Here is a 24,422-nt window from a genome sequence, read left to right as displayed (position 1 = left end):
GCCTTCCTGCCCGTCTGCACTGGCGGCCGTGAGCAACTCATAGGGGCGCACCCTATGAGTTGGACGTCCACCCACGCTCCAATGGACCCTTTTGGGGTGATGACCTGCCCCCCGAGATTAGTACGCTGACGGTGTAGAGTCCGTTTGACCTGCCCCCGGTATTAGTACGAAGCGCCGTTAGAGTCCGAGGTTAATAATTCCTTCGTTTCGTGCGCCTGCGCGAACTGCGCTGGCGCCAGATACCCGAGCGAACTGTGAGGGCGCTCGGTGTTGTACTCGATACGCCAATCTTCAATCAACCGCCTGGCGTGACGCATGGAAACGAACCAGTGCTCGTTCAGGCATTCGTCCCGGAATCGCCCGTTGAAGCTCTCGATGTAGGCGTTTTCCACCGGCCTGCCGGGCCGGATGAACGACAGCGTTACGCCCACTTCGTAAGCCCATGCATCCAGCACCTTACCAGCGAACTCCGGGCCGTTGTCCACCGTGATGGACCCGGGCAAGCCGCGCATCTCGCTTAACCGTTCAAGCACCTGCTTGACCCGTTGACCCGGCAATGAGGTATCGACCTCGATAGCCAGGCACTCACGCGTGTAATCGTCGACCACGTTCAGGCAGCGAAAGCGCCGACCATAAGCCAGCCCGTCGCTGACGAAGTCCATCGACCAGCTCTGGTTCGGCCCCGTTGGCACCGGCAGCGGTTTGCGCTCGACAGCGGCTATGCGCTTGCGTCGCCGCTTGCGCACGCTCAGTCCAGCCTTGCTATACAGCCGCCAGATGCGTTTATGGTTTGCCAGCCAGCCCTCGCGCTGCAACAGAACATGAATCCGGCGATAGCCGTAGCGACGCTTTTGCGCGGCGATGGCCATCATCCGGCCAGTCAGCACTTCGTCGTCGACCCGGCGGCGCGACTCATACTGAAACAGCGAGCGCGAAATCCCTACCAGCCCGCAGGCCCGGGTGACACCCATGGCGCGTTCGGTCATCAATATCTGGACCGCTTCGCGTTTGGCCTGCGGGCTTGCTATTTTCGCGACAGAAGGTCCTTCAACGCAGAATTGTCGAGCATCGACTCGGCCAGCAGACGCTTGAGCTTGCTGTTCTCCTGCTCCAGCTCCTTCAGGCGCTGCGCATCGGAAACCGTCATGCCGCCGAATTTCGCCTTCCAGTTGTAGTAGGTCGCTTCCGAGATGCCGTGCTTGCGGCACAGCTCTGCTGGCTTCAGGCCCGCCTCGCCTTCCTTCAGCACGCCAATAATCTGTTCTTCGGTGAATCGCTTCTTCATGACCGCTCCTTGTCGGAACGGACTCTACACCGTCAGCGTACTAATCTCGGGGGGCAGGTCAGTCTGGCTAAGTTGCTAGATGAATGACTCATGCAATTGGCATAGAGGGGGCTTTTGTTGACGTAAAGCCGTGGGCCAGTAACGCGGAGCAATGCGGAAATGAAATCAGCCTCTTTCCAAGAGGGGACTTCGAAAATATTGACTGTGGCGCGGGTCTATGCCTATGATATGGGGCCTTTACGCGGTTCTACGACGGGCTCCGTAGAATAGTCGGGCGGTTCGCCAGACTGACAATGATTGATCGAGATTACCGCCGCGAAACCGGTTTCGGGTTTTCCTGCGGGCACTCGGAAAACCCGAAACCGGTTTCGCGGCGCACTTTAGGTAGGGCAATAATAAATGAGCGATCTCAGCACATCGCTTTCGTCAAGGATTGATCTTGACCGGTCACGTGTGAAGCCCTACGAGGGCTTCATTTTTTTGTGCGGCGGCCCCACGGATGTGAAATCCGTTCTTCCAACATCCCTACGTGATGCTCTTTATCGTGAACTGGTAAAAGATAATTCCGACGAAGAGCGAATCCGCGTCGCAGAACACTATAAAGATTGGGCTACTGATTCAATCTACAATGATCTAGTCTTATTTGAGCGGCATATAGCGGAACTATCGTCGATCATTGTTCTGGTTTTGGAGAGTCCCGGTGCAATTGCCGAATTGGGGCTTTTTTCTGCGATAGGTGAGTTTCGCGATAAGCTCCTAGTATTTGTCGACTCTCAGTACTACAAGTCGGCTTCATTTATTAAATTGGGGCCTGTCGATTTCCTCGAAAAGACACACGGGAACACCGCTGAGGTTTATAAATGGCTTAACGATAAATCACAAATAGACGGTAAGCTAGCGGAAGAGTTGCAGGCTGAGGTGGCGGAGGCTGTTCGCGCGAGGTTATCGAAGAAAAATACAGAGAAGCCATTCGACCGCGGTCAGTGGCTTCATTTTGCATTGCTTGTATGTGATTTGCTTGACCTCTACTCAGCACTGACGGTGCGCGAATTGCGAACTTTTCTGAATGAGGCTGGGGTGGAGAAAAGCGAACACGAACTGAAGCAAGTTCTGTATTTGCTGGACCGTGTTGGATTGATTGCGATGGAGCCCAAAGGGGATCAGCGGTTCTATGTTGCCATAACCGGTAGTCAGTATTTAAAGCTTCATATTGGTGATGGGTTGCTTGATGTCGCGCGTTTTCGAAGCGACGTCTTGGCAAAATATAGTACGTCCGACAAAAAGCGCTTTCGTGCCATTCAGGAAGTGCGGAGCCGTCGATAATGGCATATCCAGATCTTTTGAGGAAGATGGCCGGCGACTTGGGAATGCTTCCGAGGCAGCTTGCAAGCATCATTAAAACGGCGCCATTGCGCTACAAAGTATTCGCAATTCCGAAGCGCGATGGGTCGCCGCGGGTTATTGCACAACCAGCGCGCGAGGTGAAGGCGATTCAGCGTTGGTTGATAAATGAACTTCGTCCGCAACTTCCGGTGCATGAGGACGTCATGGCGTATGAGCCGGGTACTTCGATTAAAAAGAACGCTGAGCGGCATTTGGGCAGTCGCTTTATGCTAAAGATGGACTTCTCTAATTTTTTTCCATCGATCTCTGCTGAAGCTCTCCACATGCACTTGGAGTCATACTGCGGAAATACGTACACGCTTGTGGATCGCCAATTGATTGTGCGAGCTTGTACTTGGCTTCCGCAGCGTACTCGCGCGACTGCGTTGCAGCTTTGTATTGGTGCACCGAGTTCTCCGTTACTGTCTAATAGCGTAATGTATGAGTTTGATTGCGCTGTATCGGAAAAGGCTCAGTCTGAAGGGGTCGTGTATACGAGGTACGCAGATGATATTACTTTGTCGACTACCGAGAGAGGGATTCTGTCCGAGTACGCAGATTTCGTGAGCGATACGCTTGCGACTTTGGCATACCCGAGGGTCACAGTAAATCGTCGGAAAACTGTACACGCATCCCGCGCTGGTCTACGCATGGTGACAGGCATTGTCCTGACGCCGGATGGGGGGCTTTCTGTGGGCCGTGACCGTAAGCGTTTGGCGAGATCGATGTTTCACCGTAGAACGTTGGGTCTGTTGACTGCGGATGAGTCTGCTGAGCTTGACGGGCTTCTGGCGTTTATTGACAGCGTTGAGCCGGGGTTCTCAGCTACGCTGCGTACATCATTGCTCAACAAGAAGCCGCATCCCTGAGGGGGCTTCCAAATGGCACTTCGACATTGCCGATCTCTCATTTAGATCGTGATTGTAGTGGTCAACTAATCCCGGACACTGCGTTAAGTTTTTCTTCCGCAACAGCCGGCGCCAGTCCGTCATTGAACTGATGCGGCCGTATCCAGTTGTAACGGTGCATCAGGTAGTGGCTGATATCCCGGTGTGCTTCCTGCGTCGACGTGTACCCCACTGACGGCAGCCATTCCGTCTTGAAGCTGCGGAACAGCCTTTCCATCGGGGAGTTGTCCCAGCAATTTCCACGACGGCTCATGCTCTGCTGAATCCGATAGCGCCACAGGCGCTGACGGAATTTCCGGCTTGCATACTGGCCGCCTTGATCCGAGTGGAACAGCAAGCCTTGCGGACGACCACGCTGCTCATAGGCCATCTCCAACGCCTGCACGACCAGATCGGCATCCGGGCGTGTCGAGAACGCCCAGCCAACAACCCGACGCGTGAAGGTAATGCCCCCGTTTTCCACGGTGGGCAGAAGTAGAAACTAAGCGGCCATGGCCAGCCGCTGCTTCGGGGTAAAACCGCCCAATGCCATATTCGGGCGCTCGTGATTGTAAATCCACATCCAGTCGGCCGCCGCTTCGCGAACCTGCTCCAGGTCTTCCCACAGATACTGCGACAACCATTCGTACCGAGCAGTCCGGTTGAACCGTTCGATATACGCATTCTGCTGCGGCTTGCCCGGCTCGATGTATTCCAACCGGATGCCTTGCTTCTGCGTCCACGTCACGATGGCCGCGCTCAGATATTCCGGGCCGTTGTCGCACCGGATGACCTTCGGCTTGCCTCGCCATTCCATATGCTGCTTCAGCGTGCGAATCACCCGCTCGGATGGCAACGAGAAATCCACCTCGATGCCCAGCGCCTCGCGGTTGAAATCATCAATCACGTTCAGCGTCCGGATACTGCGCCCGTCAACCAGCTGGTCATGCATGAAGTCCATCGACCACACTTCATTGATGGCCTCCGGTACCGATAGCGGCTGCGGCGTTTCCCGCACCAGCCGCTTTTTCGGCTTGATGCGCAGGTTCAGCTCCAGCTCGCGGTAAATCCGGTAAATGCGCTTATGGTTCCAGCCGAATCCCTTCACGTTACGCAGGTAGAAGTAGCACAGCAGAAAACCCCAGTTGCGATGGCAACCCGTGATACGCAGCAGCCAGTTGGCAATCTCTTCGTTCTCCGTGTTCAACTTCGCCTCGTACCGGTAGCACGACTCGCTGATGCCAAACGCCGCGCACGCCACACGAATTGACACGCGCCGCTGTTGCACAACCCGCTTTGCCATCTCGCGCCGACGAGATGGCTTCAGAACTTTTTTTGCAGTGCCTCCGAGGCAATCTCAGCCTTGAGCTTCTCCTCGATGTACATCTTGCGAAGCCGGGCATTCTCCGCCTCCAGTTCCTTCATGCGCGACATCATCGACGCGTCCATGCCGCCGTACTTCGAGCGCCATTTATAAAACGTCGCCGAACTGATGCCCAGCTCCCGGCACAGCTCCGGCACCGCCAGTCCGGCCTCCGCGCGCTTGAGCGCCTCCAGTATCTGGCTGTCCGTGAATCTCGACTTCTTCATCTGCAGAACTCCCTCTTAACGAGAAAATTCTACTTCTCCCGACGATGGATTTGCGGGGGCATTACCTGAACAGGTCGAGCACTACGGCCAGATAATGCCAACGGCCCTGCGCCCAGACATAGGTGATGTCACCACACCAGATCTGATTCGGCGTACCAACCTCGAATTCACGATTGAGATGATTCGGGATATCGATCCGCTCGACCGTGGCCTGCTTGTAGGCATGGCGACCCGGCTGCTTGCAGATAAGCCCGAGTTCTTCCATCAGGCGGCTGACCTTGAAGCGGCCAATCACCGTACCTTCTTCGCGCATCATGCCCATGATGCTGCGGCTGCCGGCAGAGCTTCGACTCTCGACGAACAGCTCGTGTACCCGGCTACGCAGTGCCATGCGCTCGGCGTCAACGCGCTGGGCGCGCTCCCGGTACGCATACAGGCAGGATCGCGATACGTCGAATACCGCGCAGATCAGTTCGACCGATTCGCTTGCGCCAATCTGATCAATTACTTCGTACGTTCGATGCCTTCCGACATCAAGAGCGCGGTAGCCTTTTTTAAAATGGCCTTCTCACGCTCGAGGCGTTCGATACGCGCCTCGAGTTCCTGAATACGCTGTTGATCCGGCGTGATTGCCTTGCCCTGCGGCGTGACGCCCTGGCGTTCCATCTGAAGTTGCTGCACCCAGCGACGCAGCACCGTCTCGCCGACACCGACCGAGCGGCTTGCCTCCATATGGCTATAGCCCTGGTCGAGCACCAGACAGGCGGCTTGCTGTTTGAACTCCGGGGAAAACGTACGTCGTTGCTTGCTCATCAGACACCTCTTCATGGCGACCATTCTCGCCTAAATCAGTGTCCGGATTCATTAGACCACTACATGTTGAGGATGACATCTTCCAGCGTGTGTGGAGTGCCGCCGATGAGCCTACGCGCGACGCGATGGACTTGGCCTACCTAACTGGGCAACGGCCCGCGGACACGTTGAATTTCTCGGAATCGGATATTCGGGCCGGTGAGTTGTGGGTTCGGCAGGGGAAAACTGGGAAGAAGCTGCGAGTGGTGGTATCCGGGCAACTTGCGGGTGTGGTGGACCGGATTAAGCGGCGAAAAGCCGCTTGCCACTCAAGGGTGGATAGAGGTGGCCTCACTCGTTCGGACAGTCATCTGAGATTTTTAAGTGGAACGTCCGAGGCAATCATGCTGCCGATTTGATCGCAGGCAGCGTCGCGAAGTATGCCTCATCCGGGGTCTGATCCGCCAGGCTCGAATGGGGCCGTTTCCGGTTGTACAGCTCGACGTATTCGCCGATGGAGCGCCGGGCATGGCTGACCGACTCGTACGCTTTCAGGTAGACCTCTTCGTACTTGATGCTGCGCCACACCCGTTCGACGAACACGTTGTCGCGCCAGGCCCCTTTGCCGTCCATCGACAGCCGCACGCCCCGGCTCAGCACCGCCTCGGTGAACGCGCCCGCCGTGAACTGGCTACCCTGATCGGTGTTCACGATGTCGGGCAGTCCGTAGCGGGCGAACGCCTCTTCCAGCGCCTCGACGGCGTGCGTGGCTTCCAGCGTGATGGCGACCCGGTACGCGAGAATCTTGCGGCTCGCCCAGTCCACCACTGCCGTCAGGTACACGAAGCCGCGCGCCATCGGAATGTACGTCGTGTCGAGGGCGAACACCTGATTGGCACGCTCGATCTTCATGCCGCGCAGCAGGTACGGCCAGATCTTGTGCTGCGCGTTGCGGCGGCTCGTGTTCGGCTTGCAGTACAGCGCCTCGACGCCCATGCGCTTCATCAGCGTGCGTACGCGACGGCGACCCACCTCATGGCCTTCCCGGCGCAACAGGCGCGCCAGCATCCGCGCCCCTGCAAATGGGAACTCCATGTGCAGTTCGTCGATTCGCCGCATCAGCAACTGATCGACCTCGCTGACCGGCTGCGCCCGGTAATATGCGCTCGATCTCGCGATGCCAACCAGTCGCGTCTGTCGCGAAACCGGCAGCGCATGCGTACAGTCAATCATCGCTTTGCGCTCAGCAGTCCGGCTTTGCCGAGCGCTCCTGACAAAAAATCGTTCTCCAGCGTCAACTGCCCGATCTTCGCGTGCAGCGTTTTCACGTCCACCGGCGGATCGCTCGACGGTGCACCTGTCGCACCAAACACGTCTGCCGCACGCTCCTGCAACTGCCGCTTCCATTCCGTGATCTGGTTCGGATGTACATCAAACTGCTGTGCCAGTTCGGCCAGCGTGCGCTCACCTTTGACCGCTGCCAGTGCCACTTTCGCTTTGAACGCCGCTGAGTGCGTCCGTCGGGTTCTCTTCGTCATTTCCTCGGTTCCTTTGCCAGCATTATCGCTGGCTCAGGCCCCGGCCAAACCACTTATCCGACTGTCCGAATTTGCGCGGCCACCTCTGATTCGCTGGTTGTGAATGAAAAGGGGGAGGGCATGACGGCGGACGCTTTGCGCTTTAGGTTTGATCGTGCGCGCAAGGTCGCGGGCGTTGAGAAAGGGATCTTTCAATTTCGTGACCTTCGGGCGAAGGCCGGTACTGACAAAGCCGAATCGTCTGGTGACATCCGCGCGGCGCAGCTGCAGCTGGGGCATACGTCGGTTGTGATGACGGAGCACTACGTCCGTGAGAGGAAGGGCGACAAGGTTGAGCCGACTAAGTAGGAAAAAATCGGCGCGTAAGGTATTGGAACGCACTGCGCTCTCACTTCATATAACAAGTTATGGAATTTCAGTGGTAGCCTTGGTCCCGTTTTAGATAACTAACGAGGCATAAATGCAGACACTGACATTTTTTAACCATAAAGGCGGAGTCGGTAAGACGACGTTGACTGTCAACACGGCGGACGCGCTGGTTGATCAGGGTGTTCGGGTGCTCATGGTGGACGCTGATCCTCAGTGCAACCTCACTTCGTTTTACCTAAACGAGAAGGAGCTGGATGCCCTTTTGGGGGAATCGGGCGAGGAAAATGGTGGGACTTTGTGGTCTGCTATTAAGCCGGTCGTTGACGGTAAGGGGCCGATCAAAGACGTCGTTGCTTACGAGGTACGGGACGGACTGTACCTGTGTCCGGGCGACGTGCTCCTAGCGGACTATGAGGAAGAGTTGCCGGCCGCGTGGACCGGTTCGTTCGCAAGGAAGGGACGCGACTATGACGTGATGTGCGCGTTGTCCCGAGCCGCGCGTAGCATGGGGGAACGTTACGAGGTGGACGTTGTGATTTACGACATTGGCCCGAACGTCGGCCCTTTGAACCGGGCGATCATCTTGGATTCAGACTACTTCATCACGCCGGTTGCGGCCGATCTTTTCTCGTTGCGCGCACTGTCGACAGTGGGGCGTGCAGTTGCACGATGGATTACGGATTGGGCGACTGTTCGCTCGTTGGCTGGGGGCGAGACGGTTAAGCAGCTGCTACATGGTCAGCCGAAGTATCTGGGCTACGTTACGTCGGCGTATAAGGTGTCGTCTGGGCGTACGTCGACCAAGCCGCATGAATATTGGGAGGGGAAGATTGCTCCGCGGGTGCGGGATCGGGTTGTTGACGTTTTGCGTCATGTCGATCCGGCGATTGTTCCGTTTTCGCCTTACAAGCTCGCTTCAATCAAGGATTTCCACAGTTTGGCGCCACAAGCGCAGGAATTTGGCGTTGCAATTGGCAAGCTTCGCGGGAAGGTGAATTCGGGTTACAACGAGCAGGTGGCCGAGGCTGGTCATGAGTTTTCGGCGTTGGCGCATGAAATTGCCAAACGCATGCGCTAGCCCGGGATTGCGGAGCACACGTCTTTTGCGGAGCAAATAAAAAGGGCTTAGCCGAAGCTAAGCCCTTGAATCTTTTGGTAGGCCGTACGGGATTCGAACCTGTGACCAACGGATTAAAAGTCCGCTGCTCTACCAGCTGAGCTAACGACCCAAAAGAGAAGCGGGATTATAGCCGCGGACTGACCAAGTGTCAACGGCGATCTCGCCAGCGCTCAGGAACGACAAAGGCCCGGGACACACCGTGTCCCGGGCCTTTGTATCGTCACGCGAGAGGCGTGTCGCACGGCAAATGCCGCGTGAAACCGCGTCCTGCAGCGCCTACTTGAGCTGTGACAACTTGCTCTGCGCTGTCTGGGCCACGTCCGAGCTGCCGTATTGCGAAACGATCTGCTCGAGCGTGCGCTTGGCCGCGGCCTTCTGCCCTTGCTCGATCTGATTGTTCGCAATCGCGAGCAGGGCCTCGGGCGCCCGCGGGTGCTGCGGAAAGCTCTTGACCACGTTCTGCCACGTCGCCGTCGAACCCTTGTAGTCCTTCAGCGCGTAGAGCGCGTTGCCGAGCCAGAACTGCGCGGTCGGCTGGTACGGGCTATCCGGGAACTTCGCGATGAAGCTGCGGAACGACGCTGCGGCGTTCTTGAAGTCGCCGCTGCGGAACTGCTGCGAAGCGGCGTTGAACGCGTCCGTCTCACCCGGCTGAACCGTGCCTTGCATGCCGTCCACGGTTTGCTGCTGCGGCTCGAACTTCTTGATACGCGTGTCCAGATCCGTGTAGTAGTCCTTCTGTTGCTTCTGCACGGTGGCCAGCTGATTCGCCAGATCCTCGTTCTGCCCACGCAGCGTCGCGACCTGCTGGTTCAGCTGGTCGAGGCGGTTGGACTGATCGAGAATCGTGCGTTGCGCAGCGGACAGCTGACTAGTCAGGTTGTCCGTCTTCGCTCGCAGGTCGAGAATTGCCTGGCGTGCCTGATCATCATCGAAAAGGCCCGCGTGCGCCGGCATCGACATGAAAGCGACACTAGCCACGCAGGCTGCTGCGGCTGTCCGCAGCGGGGAGAAACGGTGCGCCATACGCCCCTTCATCCAATACGTCGGTTACTGTTGGTACACGAGGTCAGCACGGCGGTTCTGCGCCCACGATGCTTCGTCGTGGCCGAGCGCAACCGGCTTTTCCTTACCGAGGCTGACAGCTTCCATCTGCGAATCCGGCACGCCCATCAGCGACAGTGCGCGGCGGACGGCTTCAGCACGACGCTGGCCGAGTGCCAGGTTGTACTCGCTCGTGCCACGCTCGTCGGTGTTGCCCTGGATCAGGACGTGACGCTCCGGATGCGCCTTCAGATACTGCGCGTGAGCTTGCAGCACCGACTGGAACTCGTCGCGGACGACGTAGCTGTCGAAGTCGAAGTACACGCTGCGCTTGGCGAGCGGGCTGTTCGGGTTGTTGAGTTCATCGACGTTCACTTGCGCGACAGCATTCGGGTTCGGCTGCGTGCTCATTGCGCCAGCGTTGGCGTTTTCGTTGGGCTTGACACCCGACTTACACGCTGCCAGCGCGCCGATCATCAAAACGGCCAAGGTCAAGCGGACTTTATTCGACATCATTTTTGCTCTCCTGAAGTGTCATTGCATGAAGGGGCCCCAGGACGGCTCGCGAACGATGCCGCCCTGAACGGACAGGATTTGCCGCGTACGACCGTCGGTCGATACAGCGGCCAGCACGCCACGGCCGTTCACCTGAGTGGCGTAAAGAATGTACTGACCGTTCGCCGCGAAGCTTGGCGATTCGTCATGTGTGGTGTCGGTGAGCGCAGTTGCGACGCCCGACTGCAGGTCCTGGATGTACAGCTTGAATCCGCCGCCCGTTCGCGAGATGTAAGCGAGCTGCTTGCCGTCCTGGCTGACCCGCGGGCTAGTATTGTAGTTGCCGGTGAACGTCACGCGCTGCGCGGCGCCAGTGCTTTCGCCCTGGGCTGGCATCTTGTAGATCTGCGGCTGGCCACCGCGATCGCTGGTGAAGTAAATCCACTGGCCGTCAGGAGAGTAGGTGGGTTCCGTGTCGATCGTCGTGCCTTGCGTGAGGCGGCGCAGGCCGCTGCCGTCGGCGTTGACGGCGAAGATCTGCGTATTGCCCGTGCGCGACAGTGCAACGGCGAGCGTGCGGCCGTCCGGTGACCAGGCGGGCGCCGAATTGTTGCCCTTCTGGTCCGAGATGATCACGCGGCGGCCGGTTGGCAGGTCATGCACGTAGACGATCGGTTTCTTCTTTTCGAACGAAACGTAGGCAACCTTGGTCCCGTCGGGCGACCAGGCCGGCGAGATGATCGGCTCAGGGCTCGACAGTGCGATGTGCGCGTCCTGGCCATCGGAGTCGGAAATCTGCAACTGATAGCGGTTGCCCGTCTTGATGACGTACGACAGACGCGTGGCGAACACGCCGCGGTCGCCCAGAAGCTTCTGATAGATGTAGTCCGCGACCTTGTGCGCGCTCATGCGCAATCCGCTCGGCGGGCTCTGGAGCACGAGGCCGCCGAGGCTTTGTCCCTTGACGGTGTCGTAAAGCTTGAAGCGCACTTCGTATTGACCGTTCGCAAGCTTGTTCACGCTGCCCGACACGAACGCGTTTGCGCCCTTGGCTTTCCAGCTGCCGAGATCAACCGAATCGTTCTCCGAAACGGGCGCGCTGCCCGCATCGATGTTGGTGAACTTGCCGCTGCGCGCCAGGTCCGCGCGCACGATCGCGCTGACCTGTTCGGGCGAACTTGCTTCGTTGGCGAAATTCGCCGTCGCGATCGGAAACTGGGTTGAGCCGATACCCGTCACGAGGACGTTGAGTTGCGCATGCGCCGCACCGCCGGCCGTGATCAAACAAGACGCGACGAGGGTTCGCAGACCAAGCTTTGTCATCAAACTCATGCTGTGATGTTTCCTGAAAGAGCTATTTTGTAACATCGTGCAACAGCAAAGAGACCCGAATAAGCTCCAATCGTTCCGCTAATTCGCTGCTGCACGCCTGCGCCCCCTGGGGCCGCCCTCAACCTGCAGGGCGCAAAGTAATTGTAAAGTTCGATGGTGCCTTGCCGTCCTTGTCGAGCGGCATCGGATCCGACTGCTGGACTGCGCGCAAAGCCGCTGCGTCCCACTGCTGGTTGCCGCTGGAGCGGGAGACGGAGGCGGAGAGTAGCGTGCCAGTGGCCGCGCAACGTACGGTCACCACCGTTTCGAGGCCCTCCGTCGCGCCGGCCCAGATGATCTTCGGGCGCACGAGGCGCTGCACCTTCTCCGCGTAGCCCGACGAAGCCGCCGTGCCGCCCGCGCCGCTACCCGTGCCGCTCTTTGCGAGACCGTTGCCACCGGCGTTTTCGCTACCGCCGGCGAGGCCTTGCATTTGCGCGATACGCGCGTTCCGTTCGGCGTCGAGCTTCTTCGTCGCCTGCGCGTCGGCTTGCGCCTTGGCTTTCGCCGCCTTGGCGGCGTCGGCCTTCTTCTGCGCTTCGAGTTGAGCCTGCTTCTGCTCGTCTTCCTGCTGTTGCTTCTTCTGTGCGTCCAGTTGCTGTTGCTTGAGCTTCGCGGCCGCGGCCTGCTGTTCCTGCTGCTGCTTGAGCTTCGCCGCTTTCTGTTGCGCGGCGAGTTGCGCCGCCTGCTGAGCCGCGAGTTGCTGCTGGCGCTTCGCCGCGGCTTCTTGTTGCTGCTGCAGTTGCAGACGCTGCTGCTCAGCGAGCTGCGCCTGACGCGCGGCTTCTTCCTGCTTGTGCTTCTGCTGCTGCAGCGCGATGTCAGCTTCCTCGGTCGGCTGCGGCGGGGCAGGGGCGACTGGCGCGGGCGGTGCAACTGGGCGCGGCGTCGACACGTCCGGCACCTCGGTCCACAGTTCGGCTTCCGCGCCCGCCGGCGTGCTGTTCTGCCAGTGGATGCCGTGATAGAGGAAGAACCCGAGCAGCACGTGCATCAGCACGGCAAGCAGAAAAGCACGTACCGTGCCGCGATCACGCGGAGGCTGTGCTGGATAGCTGGATTGCTTGCGGGTCATTGCGGTTTAACGAGCAGTCCGACGCGTTTGACGCCCTGTGCCTTCAGGTCGGACATCACGTTCATCACGGTCTCGTACTTGACGGCCTTGTCGGCGGCGATCACGACCGGCTGGTCGGGATGGCTCTGCTCGCGCTGGGCGACGAAACCGACGAGGTCGGCCCGCGTCATGTCTTCCTGCTGGCTGGCGCCGGAATCATCCTTGTAGCGTACGCTCAGATTTCCGTCTGCGCGAATGTTGACCACGACCGGCGGCGTTTGCTGCTGTGGCGCCGCGCCGCCGACAGTCGGCAGGTTGACGATCGACGGCGCGATCAGCGGCGCCGTGACCATGAAGATCACGAGCAACACCAGCATCACGTCGATGTACGGCACGACGTTGATGTCGGCCATTGCGCGGCGCGAGCGGCTGCCGCGCATGCTCGATCGAACTGAGCCTCCCATCTCCGACTCCTTGAAGATTAGTGGGCCTGACGCTGCAGGATGTTCGAGAACTCTTCGATGAACGTTTCGAAGCGAATCGCGAGGCGGTCGATGTCGTGCGCGTAGCTGTTGTAGGCGACGACAGCCGGAATCGCGGCGAAGAGACCGATCGCGGTTGCGGTGAGCGCTTCGGCGATGCCGGGCGCGACGTTCGCGAGCGTGGCCTGTTGCACGTTCGCGAGACCGCGGAACGCGTTCATGATCCCCCATACGGTGCCGAAGAGACCGATATACGGGCTGACCGAACCCACCGATGCGAGGAACGACAGGTTGGCCTCAAGTACGTCCATCTCGCGCTGGAAGGCGGCCCGCATCGCGCGGCGCGCGCCGTCGAGCACAGCGTCCGGATTGTTCAGGCGCTTTTCTTTCGCCTTCAGGAACTCGCGCATGCCCGACTCGAAGATGCGTTCGAGCGCACCGATCGTGTGCCGGTTGTTTGCGGCGCTCTGATACAGGGCCTGCAGGTCGCCGCCGGACCAGAAATCTCGCTCGAAGCGCTCGGTTTGCGTGCGGGCGCGACGAATCGCAAACCACTTGCGGAAGATAAAGGTCCACGAAACCACGGAGAGCAGCAGGAGCAGTCCCATGACTGCCTGAGCCAGCACGCTCGCATTAAGAACGAGCGAAATGATCGAAAGATCTTGAGTTGAGTTCATATAGGTTCGTTGTAACGTCCCGCAAGGGGCGAGCGGCTGCAAGGCGTTGCGAGGCTTCCTGGGTACAAGCGGGAATCCTCCGCGCGAGCGCGACCGGACCCTGCTTGGTCCCGAATTGACAGGCGCGAGTTCACTGGCGTCGTATCAACGGTAATAACTGCGCGGCCGTTGACACGGCCGGTGCGTCGTTGCCCGGCCCACGGCGCAATGCATCGTGCACGTGGTCCGGAATGGCGGCGGGGCGCATGGTGGCGCCTTGGACGCAGGCGACGCGAATGCTTCCTGTCGCGAGCAGCGTTTCGCCACGCCACGCTTCCTGCATGAAGTCGACCGACGCGCGGCCGAGCTTCTCAATCCTGCTGGTGATCGTCACGATGTCGTCGAGGCGGGCTGGCGCGCGATAGTCGATGGCCGTACTGCGCACTACGAAGAGCGAGCCATTTTCCTCGGCAAGGCGGCGCTGGTCGACACCGCACGCGCGCAGCCATTCGGTCCGCGCGCGCTCGAAGAATTTGAGATAGTTCGCGTAGAACACGATGCCGCCGGCGTCCGTGTCTTCGTAATAAACGCGAACCTGCCACGTAAAGTCCTGCACGGACCCGGGCGGGGCCGCGCCCGTCTGACTGGTGGATCTTTCCATGCCGCGCATTCTACCGGAACGCGCTGGTGTACTGACTTTCGTCCACATGACAACGAACGCCGGCCCGAAAACATCGATCCTGCCCTTTAGCCGCGGTGGATGCTCAATCCGGCGAACGACTGCGCGACAGGCATCAGCTCGATCGTGTTGATATTCACATGCGCGGGACGCGTGGCGATCCAGTAGATCGAGTCGGCGATGTCCTCAGCGGTGAGCGGCTGGACGTCCTTGTAGACGTTGGCAGCCTTGGCGTCGTCGCCGCGAAAACGGACGTTCGAAAACTCGGTGCCGCCGCACAGGCCCGGCTCGATGTCGGTCACGCGCAGTGCCGTGCCCGCGAGATCGGCCCGCAGGTTCAGGCTGAACTGGCGCACGAAGGCTTTGGTTGCGCCATAGACATTGCCGCCCGGATACGGCCAGCGCCCGGCCACCGATCCGAGATTGAAAACGTGGCCACGGTTGCGAGCGATCATCCCGGGCAGGAACGCGTGGGTAACCTGCACCAGACCAGTGCAGTTGGTGTCGATCATGGTTTCCCACTCGTCGAGATCGGCTTTTTGCGCCGGTTCGACGCCGAGCGCGAGGCCGGCATTGTTGACAAGGACGTCCACGGACGCAAATTCGGGCGGCAGCGCGGCGGGGGCCGCCTCAACGGCGGCGCGGTCGCGAACGTCGAGCTCGATCGGCAGCAGTGCGTCACCCAGTTCGGCGGCGAGTGCATCGAGGCGATCCTTGCGGCGAGCGGTTGCGATGACGCGATGCCCGCCCTTCACAAAGGACCGGGCGATGGCGGCGCCAAAGCCCGCGGAGGCGCCGGTGACGAAGACAATCATGGTTGCTCCCAAATCGGTAGAAGGTACAGAAAGGGTGAAGCCTACTTCCATTGACGCGCTGCGGCAAGGAAGCCGGCATAGAACAGGGGCCTGAACATCGGCGGCCCGGCCGCACAAGGCTTCGCGCCGGCGGTTGCCTATTCCCTGCGCATCCAATACACTAACGCGCTCAATCCCTGCGTGACTGGCGATAGGGTTCCCGAATGGCAGAGCTGGCGGCAAATGCAACTGCGGCAACTGCAGTAACTGCAGCACCAACCGCAGCGGCATGCGCGCCGCAGGCCGGCACGGGAACTCAAGGTGGAACGACCCACCGTGAAGCGCAGGGTGCCGTTTTGCCGTTCGCCTGGGCAGCCGAGATTCGCGCGCTTCAATTTGCGCTGCATGGGCGATACCGCCCGTGGCTGTCCTGCCTCGCGTGTGCGGCACCGTCTTCCGCCATGTCAAGGCTGGCGATTTTGCCAAATGCGTTGCCGGATGTGTCACCAAACGCGTTTTCAAAATCGTTGCCAGCAGCGCCGCGTACCCGCTACGCGTTTCGCGCGATCCCCGGTCAACCTGAACACACTTAACGGAAACCGTATGTTTGACAGAGCCGAAAGCACCATCGCCAAGGTCGATCCCGAACTCTGGAAAGTGATCGAACTCGAAAACCGCCGTCAGGAAGAGCACATCGAGCTGATCGCGTCGGAGAACTACACCAGCCCGGCCGTGATGGCCGCGCAGGGTTCGCAACTCACCAACAAGTACGCCGAAGGCTACCCGGGTAAGCGCTACTACGGCGGCTGCGAATACGTGGATATCGCGGAGCAACTCGCGATCGACCGCGTGAAGCAACTCTTTGGCGCCGAAGCCGCGAACGTTCAGCCGAACTCGGGCTCGCAGGCGAACCAGGGCGTGTTCTTCGCCATGCTCAAGCCGGGCGACACGATCATGGGCATGAGCCTCGCGCACGGTGGCCACCTCACGCACGGTTCGCCGGTCAACATGTCGGGCAAGTGGTTCAACGTCGTGAGCTACGGCCTGACCGAAGCCGAGGACATCGACTACGAAGCCGCTGAAAAGCTGGCACAAGAGCACAAGCCGAAGCTGATCGTGGCAGGCGCCTCGGCGTTCGCGCTGCGCATCGACTTCGAGCGTTTCGCGAAGATCGCGAAGAGCGTGGGCGCGTACTTCATGGTCGACATGGCGCACTACGCTGGCCTCGTGGCTGCGGGCGTCTACCCGAATCCGGTTCCGCACGCCGACTTCGTCACGACGACCACGCACAAGAGCCTGCGCGGCCCGCGCGGCGGCGTGATCCTGATGAAGGCCGAATTCGAGAAGCAGATCAATTCGGCGATCTTCCCGGGCATTCAGGGCGGTCCGCTCATGCACGTGATCGCGGCCAAGGCCGTGGCATTCAAGGAAGCGCTTTCGCCGGAATTCAAGACCTACCAGCAGCACGTGGTCGAAAACGCGCGCGTGCTGGCGGAAACGCTCGTCAAGCGCGGTCTGCGCATTGTCTCGGGCCGTACGGAGAGCCACGTAATGCTGGTCGACCTGCGCGCGAAGAAGATCACGGGCAAGGCAGCGGAAGCCGCGCTGGGCGCCGCGCACATCACCGTCAACAAGAACGCCATTCCGAACGATCCGGAAAAGCCGTTCGTCACGAGCGGCATCCGTCTCGGTTCGCCGGCCATGACGACGCGCGGCTTCGGTGTGAAGGAAGCCGAGCAGGTGGGCAACCTGATCGCTGACGTGCTCGACAACCCGGAAGACGCCGCAACGATCGAGCGCGTGCGTGCCCAGGTGGCCGAGCTGACGACGCGCTTCCCGGTCTATCGCTGATCCTTCGGCCGATCGATCATGCGCTGCCCCTTTTGCCGGCACGAAGACACGCAGGTGGTCGACTCCCGCGTGTCCGAAGACGGCGCCGCGATCCGGCGCCGCCGCCGCTGTCCGGCCTGCGACAAGCGTTTCACTACGTATGAGCGGGTCGAACTGTCGATGCCGGCCGTCGTGAAGAAGGATGGCAGCCGCACGGAATTCGACCGCCGCAAGATCGCGGCAAGCATGCAACTGGCGCTGCGCAAGCGCCCGGTTGCGGCTGATGCGATCGACGCGGCGGTTGCCCGTATCGAATATCAATTGCTCGGCAGCGGTGAGCGCGAGGTGCGCAGCGAGCGCCTCGGGGAACTCGTGATGGCCGAGTTGCGCGAACTCGATATGGTCGCGTTCGTGCGATTCGCTTCCGTGTACCGGCGTTTCGAGGACGTCTCCGAATTCGAGGACGTGATCGGAGAATTCCGCCGTTCCAGCAGCGCCGACACACCGCCGCGCAAACGCTGAGCCTGTCTGCATTTTTCTTCTCCCTTTCTCGCTGTTTTTCGTGACGCTTGCATTGTCGCGAGCGTGCGTCTTGCACACTAGCTGGCCGTTCGGCTAATTGTTCCGAATGCGTTTCGCCGGTAGATTCACTGCAATCCCATCAAGATAAGGATTGCTGATGAAGTGCGAAGGCTTCTCGCTCATCGAGATCATGGTTGTCGTGGTCCTGCTGGCCATCTGCGCGACGATTTCGACACCAGTATTCGTAACATGGCGCGTGCGCGACGAAGTGAACGCACGCGCCGATGCGCTACTCGTCACACTTGCCTACGCGCGTAATGAGGCCATTCGTCGAAAGACGCGCGTCACCGTTTGCCGCGTCGACACGGCGGGCAACTGTCTTGCGTCCGGTAAAGCGTGTCCGTCCGGTGCAGTCGATTGGTCGTGCGGGTGGGCCGTGACGGCCGAAGTCGCGGGCGCACTCAGGCTATTGCGCGTGAAGCCGGCGCTCGACGAGATCGGTGTGGCTGCGCCGTTGGGCTCGATCACGTTTACACCGCCAGCCGGTCAGGCAATTGGTGTGATGCGCGACTTCGAGGTTGCGCCGCGCATCGTGAGCGCCGCTACGAGCGGGGCGGCCTGGCGCCGGTGTATCCGCATTGCGGCCGGCGGTCGGGCGCGTATTAGCGACGGTGCATGCAAGGCGTCATCGTGAGTCTGCGAGGATGCTCCCACGCCTGTGGCTCGACGTTGCTTGAGGTGGCGCTGGCGATGTCCATCATGGCAATTTGCACGCTCGGGTTGATGAGTACGCAACTCGCGCTCGGCCGCAACGCGCAGGCGGTAGCTGCACGTGAACGGGCAGCATTTGCCGCCGATGCAATTGCGGAGGCTGCGAGCTTGTCCGGCGCCGGGCTCGCCGTATGGAAGGCGCGTGTCGTCACGATAGTTCCGGACGGTCTTGCAGGAGTCTCGAATTTGGAGTCCGGTGTGTCGAATGCGACGGTAACGTGGGCGTTTTCCGGCTTCGCGATCGCGTCGGGCGTCGTCGTGCCGCCATCGACCTGTAATGGTGCGCCTCTCGCTTCCGGACGAGATTGCTTCGCACTGGCGTTCGCTCGATGAAACTCAGCCGCGCCATTCGCTTGAAGATCGGCACCGGCCATACACTGCTCGAGCTGGTGATCGCGGTGGCCCTTGGCCTCGTCGTGACGGCGGGAGCGGTGGCCGCATACCGTTCGCAGCTTCAAGCGTTCCGTCTTGCAACCGACGCCGCACGAATTCACGAGGCGGGCATGAATGCGCTGACGTTGGTGGGAGAGCAGATCCAGCTCGCTGGATTCTCCCCGGCTGACGAGCCGCAAAGTCTCTCCGGCTCCGCGGTCTTCGGTTGCTCGGGGGGCCGTCCGACTGGCGCGGACGCCAGTCTCACCTGCAAATTGTTATCGGGCGGGTCAGACGGCATCGCCGTTCGCTACATCGGTGACACCGTCTCGACCTGGCCGTCGAGTGCTGGCCTCGTTACCGATTGCCTCGGTCAGGCGGTCGGTGCAACGGGTGTCAACGTGGTCAACCGCTACCACGCCAAAGCGAGCAGTTCGACCGGCGAGCCAGAACTGTATTGCGAAGGCTCGGGCAACGTCGGTACCGCGCAACCGCTCGTGGAGGGCGTCGAACTATTGCGCCTGCGCTACTGGCCGACGAACGCCACGCAACCCGTGGACGCCTCGTCGCTGGCGGGCGATCAGTGGTCGTCGGTGGTCGCCGTAGATCTGTGTGTCCAGGTGCGCGGTGCGCCGTTTCCTCGTCGCGTGAGCTATGTCGATTGCGATGGCGCGTCGAAGTCCGCAACCGATGGGCGCATGCGGCAGACGTTCTGGCGGCACATCACGCTGCGTAATCAGCAAGGTGAGCCATCTTGAGTGGCGTGCGTGGTCGCAGTCGTCGTCGCCGCGGATCTTCGGCGCCGCGAGGCGTCGCGTTGCCGGTCGTGCTAGTGATGGCGTCGATGATGCTGGTTACGTCGGCGGCATGGTTCGAGGCGTGGCTGCTGGAAGCTCGCAATGCGAGCTTCATCGCCGATCACCTCGTGTCCTTCCACGCCGCAGACGGGGCGCTTTCGCTTTGCAGTCGGGCACTCGCTGATGGTTCGATGGTCGCGCCATCGTTACCGGAGCAGCCCGGCGAACCCGATGGCTGGCGGCGCAAAGACGCCTTTGAAGCACAAGCCGTCGCGCCCGTTGCCGGGTGGTTCGGCTCGGTCAGGCCGCCGCAGTGCCTGGTCGAAGCATGGCGTATCGACAGTCGTCCTGATGCACGCGCGTTTGTCGTTACGGCACGCGGCTTCGGAGCGGACGACGACACGCAGAGCTGGCTACAGGCCCAGGTCGTGTTCGTTGGCTCGCGCGTCGAAAAACACTGGCGGCGCGTCGTCGCGCGCCCGTTCTGAACAACGTTGGCGCAAAAGGACAGCGATGAGAGTCAGAGTCTCTGCGTTCACCCTACTGGAACTCGCCATGACGCTGGCGGCCGTGGCGATCGTCGCGGCTTTTGCGGTACCGGCCTACCGTAGCCAGATCGCGCGGGGTCATCGCATCGACGCCATGACAGCGCTCTATCGGGCGGCGCAGTTCGTCGATATGCAGAAGCCCGCGGCCACGTCGCTGCCGTCCGGCATGGACCAGGCGCCGCCGACGGGCACGGCGGTCTATCGGCTCAGACTCTTGCCCGCGGATGAATCGAATGGCGGGTATGCGGTAACCGCGTCACCCGTGGAGTCAGGTCCGATGCAAGACGATGCGTGCGGCACTTTCACACTGGATGCCACGGGAAAGCGAGGCAATTTGACAACCCATGCGTCCGCGGATTCGCCGGGCGACTGTTGGCGCGGTCGCTGAACAGAACGGTGGAGGGTATTTCAGTAGCCCTGATCGTCCGCCGTTTCGGTCGATTCGCTGCCCGCGGCCTGGCTGTCCTGGCTTTGCGTTTGTTGCCACGTGCGCCAGACTTTCCACGCGGCGAATGCGACGGCACCCCACTTGATGATCGGGCGTGCCGCAGAGAAGACGCGGCCGCGCAGCGGCTTCGTGAGGACCAGGGAGACAAGCGAACTCAGAAGCGGATATTGCGTGAGGAGATTGCCGAGTCCGGCGCCAAGGCCTCGGCTGTGCGAGCGGCCACGGCCCGGTACCAGAAAGCGCAGCCAGTTAAAACGCGCGACGCTCGTGCGCAACTCGATAATCGTAGTGGCTATCTCGGCACGCTCCACACCAGCCCGCACGATCAGCAACTCCTTACGCAGCGCGCGCAGTTGCGGTGTCGAAAGCTCGCGGGAGCGCGGGCGGGCGGGGCGGAAGGCGGTATCCGGTCGGGGTCGGCTCATATTGTCGGATGGGCAACAAGCGGTTCCGGGACTAGGGCTTGCGAAAGATCTCGCGATCCTTCTCGAACTCCTCCAGCGTCGCGTGGAACACCAGCGGAGCGTCGCGCAGTCCACTGCGCGCCTTCAGCGCGCACAACAGCGCGGCGAGCGCATAGACGATCGTGATAACGGCGAGCGCCTGCCAGCGCCATGTGTCCCAGAAGGCGATCGCGATCAGCGCAGTCAGCGTGATCAGGGCCATCGACAAGAGCATCATCGCCGCAAGGCCGAGAAACAGCACTCCGAACAGGCGGTCTTTCTCTTCGGCTAGCTCGATGCTGACCAGTTCCAGCCTGGTCTGCAGCATCGCGAACGCGGAGCTGAGCAGGCGGCGCAGTGCTCCATGTTCGGGGCGTGGCGATTGGGTATCTGTCGTCATGGCGAGAGCGGATTGCGCATGCGGATGCGTCAAGGACTGCTGTCCGGCAAGGCACACCGGTTACAGACCCTGACGGACCTGGGGCGCACGGGCGCGCTAGTGCCGCGCGGCCGGCCACATTCATGCGACCGGTCGCGCCCACACGCACGCCGGGCGCCCCGCGATGCAGTTACTTGCGGTTGATCAGGAGGCCGATCAGCACGCCAACACCCGCGGCGATACCGATCGACGTCCATGGATGCTCATGGACGTAGTCGTCGGTGGCACGGGCCGCTTTCTTGCCCTTCTCGACGACAACGACCTGAACGTCCGCCGCCTTTTCCTTCGCCTGCTTCAGGCGCGAGAGCGCCGTTTCGCGCAGTTCGGACGCACGCTCGCCGGTGGCGCTCGCAGCCTGCTTGAGCAGATCCTCCGCGTCCGAGAGGACGGTTTTGATATCGGACATCAGCCTCTCCTTGTTGACTTCTGACATTGACTGGCTCCCTTCGTATCACGTCACGCGTGAATCGTAACAAAGAAACGGGTGCTGGCAAGCGCTGCGCACCGCATTCATCGCCTGCAAAGCGCGGGTTGCTTGTGCGCCGTCTTGCCGTAGTTCATCGCGATGCGTATCGCATGACAATTCGCTGCCCCATCGAATGGAGTTGATCTGTCCCGTAAAGTTTCCGTCATCGCGCCCAAAATTACAAAAACACATAACGGTGTGAACCGATGTTCGTTTGTTCCACGCCAGGTTTCCCGTATTCTTTTTTCAAAGTTCGCTTACTTTTCCGTGGGCTGGCAGCGTTACTGCGCGCCAGTCTTCCATCCATTCAAGGACATTGAACATGAGTCTACGTCTTGGCGATCCCGCACCCGACTTCGAACAGGATTCGAGCATCGGCCCCATCAGGTTCCACGAATGGCTCGGAAACAGTTGGGGCGTGCTGTTCTCGCATCCCGCGGATTTCACGCCCGTTTGCACGACCGAACTCGGCTTGACCGCGAAGCTGAAAGACGAATTCGAGAAGCGTAACGTCCGGACGATCGCGCTTTCGGTCGATACGGCCGAATCGCACAACGAGTGGATCAAGGACATCAACGAGACGCAGGCCGCGAGCGTCGGCTTTCCGATTCTGGCGGATGGCGACCGGAAGGTGTCGTCGCTTTACGACATGATCCACCCGAACGCCAATGAGACGCTCACAGTGCGCTCACTCTTCGTGATCGACCCGAAGAAGAAGGTGCGGCTCATCATCACCTATCCGGCCAGCACGGGCCGCAACTTCGACGAAGTGCTGCGCGTGATCGACTCCCTGCAACTCACCGATAGCCATCAGGTTGCGACGCCTGCCAACTGGAAGCAGGGTGACGATGTCGTAATCGTGCCGTCGTTGAAGGATGAAGCGCTCATCCGCGAAAGATTTCCGAAGGGATACAAGGCGCTGCGTCCGTATCTGCGCCTCACGCCGCAGCCGAACAAGTAAGGCGTCAGTCCGCCCGGGTTGCCCAAACAAAAAGCGCCGCACGATGTGCGGCGCTTTTGCAATACTGCAGATCCAGACGGTCAGTGATCAGAAGAACGCCTGAATGCCCGTCTGTGCGCGGCCGAGGATCAGCGCGTGGATGTCGTGCGTGCCCTCGTAGGTGTTGACCACTTCGAGGTTCACGAGGTGACGCGCGACGCCGAATTCATCGGAGATCCCGTTACCGCCCAGCATGTCACGTGCGAGACGGGCGATATCGAGTGACTTGCCGCACGAGTTACGCTTCATGATCGACGTGATCTCGACGGCGGCCGTGCCTTCGTCCTTCATGCGGCCAAGGCGCAGGCACCCTTGCAGGGCGAGCGTGATTTCCGTCTGCATGTCGGCGAGCTTTTTCTGGATCAACTGGTTCGCGGCGAGCGGGCGGCCGAACTGCTTGCGGTCCAGCACGTACTGGCGCGCGGTGTGCCAGCACGATTCAGCCGCGCCGAGTGCACCCCAGGCGATGCCGTAGCGCGCCGAGTTCAGGCACGTGAACGGACCACGCAGGCCCTTCACGGAAGGCATGATGTTCTCTTCGGGGACGAACACTTCGTCGAGCACGATTTCGCCGGTGATCGACGCGCGCAGACCCACCTTGCCGTGGATCGCCGGTGCCGACAGACCCTTCCAGCCCTTCTCGAGGATGAAGCCGCGGATATCGTCCTTGCCGTCCTCTTCGAGTTTGGCCCAGACGACGAACACATCGGCGATCGGCGAATTCGTGATCCACATCTTCGCGCCCGAGAGCGAGTAGCCGCCGTTCACCTTCTTCGCGCGCGTGACCATGCTGCCCGGGTCGGAGCCGTGGTTCGGCTCGGTGAGGCCGAAGCAGCCGATCCACTCGCCGCTCGCGAGCTTCGGCAGGTACTTCTGCTTCTGCGCTTCCGAACCGAATTCATAGATCGGCACCATCACGAGCGACGACTGCACCGACATCATCGAGCGATAGCCCGAGTCGACGCGCTCGACTTCGCGCGCGATCAGGCCGTAGCTCACGTAGTTCAGGCCGGGGCCGCCGTACTCTTCGGGAATCGTCGGGCCGAGCAGGCCCACTTCGCCCATTTCGCGGAAGATCGACGCATCGGTCTTTTCATGGCGGAACGCTTCCAGCACGCGCGGTGCGAGCTTGTCCTGCGCATAAGCGGCGGCGGCGTCGCGCACCATGCGTTCTTCTTCGGTGAGCTGCTGGTCGAGCAGCAGCGGATCTTCCCAATGGAACTGGGCGTGTTGGGCCATGACGTCTC

Annotated in this window: 27 protein-coding genes, 1 tRNA gene, 2 pseudogenes and 1 riboswitch; of the genes and pseudogenes, 12 read left to right on the top strand and 18 right to left on the bottom strand. The window is 60.7% G+C overall.

Going from position 1 to position 24,422, the window contains the following annotated elements; translation table 11 throughout:
- Nucleotides 1-161 precede the first annotated feature (161 nt).
- A protein-coding gene (locus L0U80_RS11805; RefSeq protein ID WP_373322135.1) for an IS3 family transposase occupies nt 162-1,285 on the bottom strand; the annotation gives its coding sequence in 2 pieces (ribosomal slippage) (nt 162-1,027 and nt 1,027-1,285; 1,125 coding nt in all).
- A gap of 399 nt (nt 1,286-1,684) precedes the next feature.
- Here L0U80_RS11805 and L0U80_RS11800 point away from each other — a divergent pair.
- Nucleotides 1,685-2,608 carry a retron St85 family effector protein gene (locus L0U80_RS11800; protein WP_233864267.1) on the top strand — a complete coding sequence of 308 codons (924 nt, stop codon included), beginning with the start codon at nt 1,685-1,687 and terminating at the stop codon, nt 2,606-2,608.
- Complete coding sequence (locus L0U80_RS11795) at nt 2,608-3,537, top strand: retron St85 family RNA-directed DNA polymerase (RefSeq protein ID WP_233864265.1); 930 nt, start codon at nt 2,608-2,610, stop codon at nt 3,535-3,537. Before L0U80_RS11800 ends, L0U80_RS11795 begins: the two co-directional genes overlap by 1 nt.
- Nucleotides 3,538-3,598: 61 nt before the next feature.
- On the opposite strand, the pseudogene L0U80_RS11790 reads toward L0U80_RS11795, so the two are convergent.
- The 4 genes and pseudogenes from L0U80_RS11790 to L0U80_RS11775 all read right to left on the bottom strand — a co-directional run.
- Nucleotides 3,599-4,015 (bottom strand): annotated as a pseudogene (locus L0U80_RS11790) (DDE-type integrase/transposase/recombinase); the annotation flags it as partial.
- 42 nt (nt 4,016-4,057) lie between these two features.
- Nucleotides 4,058-5,145, bottom strand: a protein-coding gene (locus L0U80_RS11785; RefSeq protein WP_233862864.1) for an IS3 family transposase whose coding sequence is annotated in 2 segments (ribosomal slippage) — nt 4,058-4,896 and nt 4,896-5,145 — 1,089 coding nt in all. Because the reading frame shifts where the segments join, the coding sequence is not laid out codon by codon here.
- 70 nt (nt 5,146-5,215) lie between these two features.
- A pseudogene (locus L0U80_RS11780) lies at nt 5,216-5,958 on the bottom strand (IS3 family transposase); the annotation flags it as partial.
- Between the two features lie 381 nt (nt 5,959-6,339).
- Nucleotides 6,340-7,475, bottom strand: a protein-coding gene (locus tag L0U80_RS11775) for an IS3 family transposase (protein WP_373322092.1) whose coding sequence is annotated in 2 segments (ribosomal slippage) — nt 6,340-7,220 and nt 7,220-7,475 — 1,137 coding nt in all. Because the reading frame shifts where the segments join, the coding sequence is not laid out codon by codon here.
- Between L0U80_RS11775 and L0U80_RS11770 the strand changes: the two genes are divergently transcribed.
- Both L0U80_RS11770 and L0U80_RS11765 read left to right on the top strand, forming a co-directional pair.
- Nucleotides 7,449-7,823 (top strand): tyrosine-type recombinase/integrase, encoded by a 375-nt coding sequence (locus L0U80_RS11770; RefSeq protein ID WP_308444854.1) that lies wholly within the window; start codon nt 7,449-7,451, stop codon nt 7,821-7,823. The genes L0U80_RS11775 and L0U80_RS11770 overlap by 27 nt on opposite strands.
- Before the next feature lie 112 nt (nt 7,824-7,935).
- Nucleotides 7,936-8,922, top strand: coding sequence for a ParA family protein (locus L0U80_RS11765; RefSeq protein WP_233864259.1), 987 nt, complete (start codon nt 7,936-7,938; stop codon nt 8,920-8,922).
- A 75-nt stretch (nt 8,923-8,997) separates the two neighbouring features.
- Here L0U80_RS11765 and L0U80_RS11760 read toward each other — a convergent pair.
- The 9 genes from L0U80_RS11760 to ydfG all read right to left on the bottom strand — a co-directional run bounded on the left by L0U80_RS11760 (nt 8,998) and on the right by ydfG (nt 15,560).
- Nucleotides 8,998-9,073, bottom strand: a tRNA-Lys gene (locus L0U80_RS11760).
- A 167-nt stretch (nt 9,074-9,240) separates the two neighbouring features.
- Nucleotides 9,241-9,990: a tol-pal system protein YbgF gene (gene ybgF, locus L0U80_RS11755; protein ID WP_233864257.1), complete on the bottom strand. Its 750-nt coding sequence runs from the start codon at nt 9,988-9,990 to the stop codon at nt 9,241-9,243.
- A 24-nt stretch (nt 9,991-10,014) separates the two neighbouring features.
- Complete coding sequence (pal, locus tag L0U80_RS11750) at nt 10,015-10,524, bottom strand: peptidoglycan-associated lipoprotein Pal (RefSeq protein ID WP_233864255.1); 510 nt, start codon at nt 10,522-10,524, stop codon at nt 10,015-10,017.
- 18 nt (nt 10,525-10,542) lie between these two features.
- Entirely contained in the window at nt 10,543-11,835 is a 1,293-nt protein-coding gene (gene tolB, locus L0U80_RS11745; protein ID WP_233864253.1) for a Tol-Pal system beta propeller repeat protein TolB, read from the bottom strand.
- Nucleotides 11,836-11,953: 118 nt separating this feature from the next.
- Nucleotides 11,954-12,949, bottom strand: coding sequence for a cell envelope integrity protein TolA (gene tolA, locus L0U80_RS11740; RefSeq protein ID WP_233864252.1), 996 nt, complete (start codon nt 12,947-12,949; stop codon nt 11,954-11,956).
- Nucleotides 12,946-13,392 (bottom strand): protein TolR, encoded by a 447-nt coding sequence (gene tolR, locus L0U80_RS11735; RefSeq protein WP_233864251.1) that lies wholly within the window; start codon nt 13,390-13,392, stop codon nt 12,946-12,948. The genes tolA and tolR overlap by 4 nt, the downstream gene beginning before the upstream one ends.
- A gap of 17 nt (nt 13,393-13,409) precedes the next feature.
- Complete coding sequence (gene tolQ / locus L0U80_RS11730; protein WP_233864250.1) at nt 13,410-14,087, bottom strand: protein TolQ; 678 nt, start codon at nt 14,085-14,087, stop codon at nt 13,410-13,412.
- 130 nt (nt 14,088-14,217) lie between these two features.
- On the bottom strand, nt 14,218-14,736 hold the full coding sequence (gene ybgC / locus L0U80_RS11725; RefSeq protein ID WP_233865889.1) for a tol-pal system-associated acyl-CoA thioesterase: 519 nt from the start codon (nt 14,734-14,736) through the stop codon (nt 14,218-14,220).
- A 77-nt stretch (nt 14,737-14,813) separates the two neighbouring features.
- Nucleotides 14,814-15,560 (bottom strand): bifunctional NADP-dependent 3-hydroxy acid dehydrogenase/3-hydroxypropionate dehydrogenase YdfG, encoded by a 747-nt coding sequence (gene ydfG, locus L0U80_RS11720; protein ID WP_233865887.1) that lies wholly within the window; start codon nt 15,558-15,560, stop codon nt 14,814-14,816.
- A gap of 170 nt (nt 15,561-15,730) precedes the next feature.
- Nucleotides 15,731-15,919: riboswitch (ZMP/ZTP riboswitch) on the top strand.
- Nucleotides 15,920-16,142: 223 nt separating this feature from the next.
- On the opposite strand from ydfG, the gene glyA reads away from it, so the two are divergent.
- The 7 genes from glyA to L0U80_RS11685 all read left to right on the top strand — a co-directional run bounded on the left by glyA (nt 16,143) and on the right by L0U80_RS11685 (nt 20,767).
- Entirely contained in the window at nt 16,143-17,390 is a 1,248-nt protein-coding gene (gene glyA / locus L0U80_RS11715; protein WP_233864249.1) for a serine hydroxymethyltransferase, read from the top strand.
- A gap of 18 nt (nt 17,391-17,408) precedes the next feature.
- Entirely contained in the window at nt 17,409-17,891 is a 483-nt protein-coding gene (gene nrdR, locus L0U80_RS11710; RefSeq protein ID WP_233864248.1) for a transcriptional regulator NrdR, read from the top strand.
- Nucleotides 17,892-18,048: 157 nt separating this feature from the next.
- Nucleotides 18,049-18,585 (top strand): GspH/FimT family pseudopilin, encoded by a 537-nt coding sequence (locus tag L0U80_RS11705; protein WP_233864247.1) that lies wholly within the window; start codon nt 18,049-18,051, stop codon nt 18,583-18,585.
- A 56-nt stretch (nt 18,586-18,641) separates the two neighbouring features.
- Nucleotides 18,642-18,995, top strand: a complete 354-nt coding sequence (locus L0U80_RS11700) for a hypothetical protein (protein ID WP_233864246.1) — start codon at nt 18,642-18,644, stop codon at nt 18,993-18,995.
- Nucleotides 18,992-19,792 (top strand): PilW family protein, encoded by an 801-nt coding sequence (locus L0U80_RS11695; RefSeq protein WP_233864244.1) that lies wholly within the window; start codon nt 18,992-18,994, stop codon nt 19,790-19,792. Before L0U80_RS11700 ends, L0U80_RS11695 begins: the two co-directional genes overlap by 4 nt.
- Nucleotides 19,793-19,860: 68 nt before the next feature.
- A complete protein-coding gene (locus L0U80_RS11690) occupies nt 19,861-20,319 on the top strand; it encodes a pilus assembly PilX family protein (protein ID WP_233865885.1) in 459 nt (152 codons plus the stop codon).
- 25 nt (nt 20,320-20,344) lie between these two features.
- Nucleotides 20,345-20,767, top strand: a complete 423-nt coding sequence (locus L0U80_RS11685; RefSeq protein WP_233864242.1) for a type IV pilin protein — start codon at nt 20,345-20,347, stop codon at nt 20,765-20,767.
- A 20-nt stretch (nt 20,768-20,787) separates the two neighbouring features.
- Here the strand turns inward: L0U80_RS11685 and L0U80_RS11680 are convergent, their stop codons facing one another.
- The 3 genes from L0U80_RS11680 to L0U80_RS11670 form a co-directional block, all read right to left on the bottom strand.
- Nucleotides 20,788-21,252, bottom strand: coding sequence for a DUF3318 domain-containing protein (locus L0U80_RS11680; protein ID WP_233864240.1), 465 nt, complete (start codon nt 21,250-21,252; stop codon nt 20,788-20,790).
- A gap of 31 nt (nt 21,253-21,283) precedes the next feature.
- A complete protein-coding gene (locus L0U80_RS11675; protein ID WP_233864238.1) occupies nt 21,284-21,670 on the bottom strand; it encodes a phage holin family protein in 387 nt (128 codons plus the stop codon).
- A gap of 169 nt (nt 21,671-21,839) precedes the next feature.
- Nucleotides 21,840-22,142 (bottom strand): ElaB/YgaM/YqjD family protein, encoded by a 303-nt coding sequence (locus tag L0U80_RS11670; protein WP_124149339.1) that lies wholly within the window; start codon nt 22,140-22,142, stop codon nt 21,840-21,842.
- A gap of 355 nt (nt 22,143-22,497) precedes the next feature.
- On the opposite strand from L0U80_RS11670, the gene L0U80_RS11665 reads away from it, so the two are divergent.
- A complete protein-coding gene (locus L0U80_RS11665) occupies nt 22,498-23,136 on the top strand; it encodes a peroxiredoxin (RefSeq protein ID WP_233864236.1) in 639 nt (212 codons plus the stop codon).
- A gap of 87 nt (nt 23,137-23,223) precedes the next feature.
- Here the strand turns inward: L0U80_RS11665 and L0U80_RS11660 are convergent, their stop codons facing one another.
- Entirely contained in the window at nt 23,224-24,414 is a 1,191-nt protein-coding gene (locus L0U80_RS11660) for an acyl-CoA dehydrogenase (RefSeq protein ID WP_233864234.1), read from the bottom strand.
- Between the last annotated feature and the right edge of the window lie 8 nt (nt 24,415-24,422).

The organism is Paraburkholderia adhaesiva (assembly GCF_021390575.1).
Taxonomy (GTDB): Bacteria; Pseudomonadota; Gammaproteobacteria; order Burkholderiales; family Burkholderiaceae; genus Paraburkholderia; species Paraburkholderia adhaesiva.
Note: the sequence above shows the minus strand (reverse complement) of the source record. Positions and strands in the feature narration are given on the sequence as shown.

What these genes read in the sequence shown, in the direction of transcription:
- L0U80_RS11700 (WP_233864246.1), top strand. Translation starts at nt 18,642, where the DNA reads ATGTCCATCATGGCAATTTGCACGCTCGGGTTGATGAGTACGCAACTC.
- tolA (WP_233864252.1), bottom strand. Translation starts at nt 12,949, where the DNA reads ATGACCCGCAAGCAATCCAGCTATCCAGCACAGCCTCCGCGTGATCGC.
- ybgC (WP_233865889.1), bottom strand. Translation starts at nt 14,736, where the DNA reads ATGCGCGGCATGGAAAGATCCACCAGTCAGACGGGCGCGGCCCCGCCC.
- L0U80_RS11795 (WP_233864265.1), top strand. Translation starts at nt 2,608, where the DNA reads ATGGCATATCCAGATCTTTTGAGGAAGATGGCCGGCGACTTGGGAATG.
- L0U80_RS11675 (WP_233864238.1), bottom strand. Translation starts at nt 21,670, where the DNA reads ATGACGACAGATACCCAATCGCCACGCCCCGAACATGGAGCACTGCGC.
- tolR (WP_233864251.1), bottom strand. Translation starts at nt 13,392, where the DNA reads ATGGGAGGCTCAGTTCGATCGAGCATGCGCGGCAGCCGCTCGCGCCGC.
- pal (WP_233864255.1), bottom strand. Translation starts at nt 10,524, where the DNA reads ATGATGTCGAATAAAGTCCGCTTGACCTTGGCCGTTTTGATGATCGGC.
- glyA (WP_233864249.1), top strand. Translation starts at nt 16,143, where the DNA reads ATGTTTGACAGAGCCGAAAGCACCATCGCCAAGGTCGATCCCGAACTC.
- L0U80_RS11680 (WP_233864240.1), bottom strand. Translation starts at nt 21,252, where the DNA reads ATGAGCCGACCCCGACCGGATACCGCCTTCCGCCCCGCCCGCCCGCGC.
- L0U80_RS11665 (WP_233864236.1), top strand. Translation starts at nt 22,498, where the DNA reads ATGAGTCTACGTCTTGGCGATCCCGCACCCGACTTCGAACAGGATTCG.
- L0U80_RS11765 (WP_233864259.1), top strand. Translation starts at nt 7,936, where the DNA reads ATGCAGACACTGACATTTTTTAACCATAAAGGCGGAGTCGGTAAGACG.
- ybgF (WP_233864257.1), bottom strand. Translation starts at nt 9,990, where the DNA reads ATGGCGCACCGTTTCTCCCCGCTGCGGACAGCCGCAGCAGCCTGCGTG.
- L0U80_RS11670 (WP_124149339.1), bottom strand. Translation starts at nt 22,142, where the DNA reads ATGTCAGAAGTCAACAAGGAGAGGCTGATGTCCGATATCAAAACCGTC.
- L0U80_RS11660 (WP_233864234.1), bottom strand. Translation starts at nt 24,414, where the DNA reads ATGGCCCAACACGCCCAGTTCCATTGGGAAGATCCGCTGCTGCTCGAC.
- nrdR (WP_233864248.1), top strand. Translation starts at nt 17,409, where the DNA reads ATGCGCTGCCCCTTTTGCCGGCACGAAGACACGCAGGTGGTCGACTCC.
- ydfG (WP_233865887.1), bottom strand. Translation starts at nt 15,560, where the DNA reads ATGATTGTCTTCGTCACCGGCGCCTCCGCGGGCTTTGGCGCCGCCATC.
- L0U80_RS11695 (WP_233864244.1), top strand. Translation starts at nt 18,992, where the DNA reads ATGAAACTCAGCCGCGCCATTCGCTTGAAGATCGGCACCGGCCATACA.
- L0U80_RS11705 (WP_233864247.1), top strand. Translation starts at nt 18,049, where the DNA reads ATGAAGTGCGAAGGCTTCTCGCTCATCGAGATCATGGTTGTCGTGGTC.
- tolB (WP_233864253.1), bottom strand. Translation starts at nt 11,835, where the DNA reads ATGAGTTTGATGACAAAGCTTGGTCTGCGAACCCTCGTCGCGTCTTGT.
- tolQ (WP_233864250.1), bottom strand. Translation starts at nt 14,087, where the DNA reads ATGAACTCAACTCAAGATCTTTCGATCATTTCGCTCGTTCTTAATGCG.
- L0U80_RS11800 (WP_233864267.1), top strand. Translation starts at nt 1,685, where the DNA reads ATGAGCGATCTCAGCACATCGCTTTCGTCAAGGATTGATCTTGACCGG.
- L0U80_RS11685 (WP_233864242.1), top strand. Translation starts at nt 20,345, where the DNA reads ATGAGAGTCAGAGTCTCTGCGTTCACCCTACTGGAACTCGCCATGACG.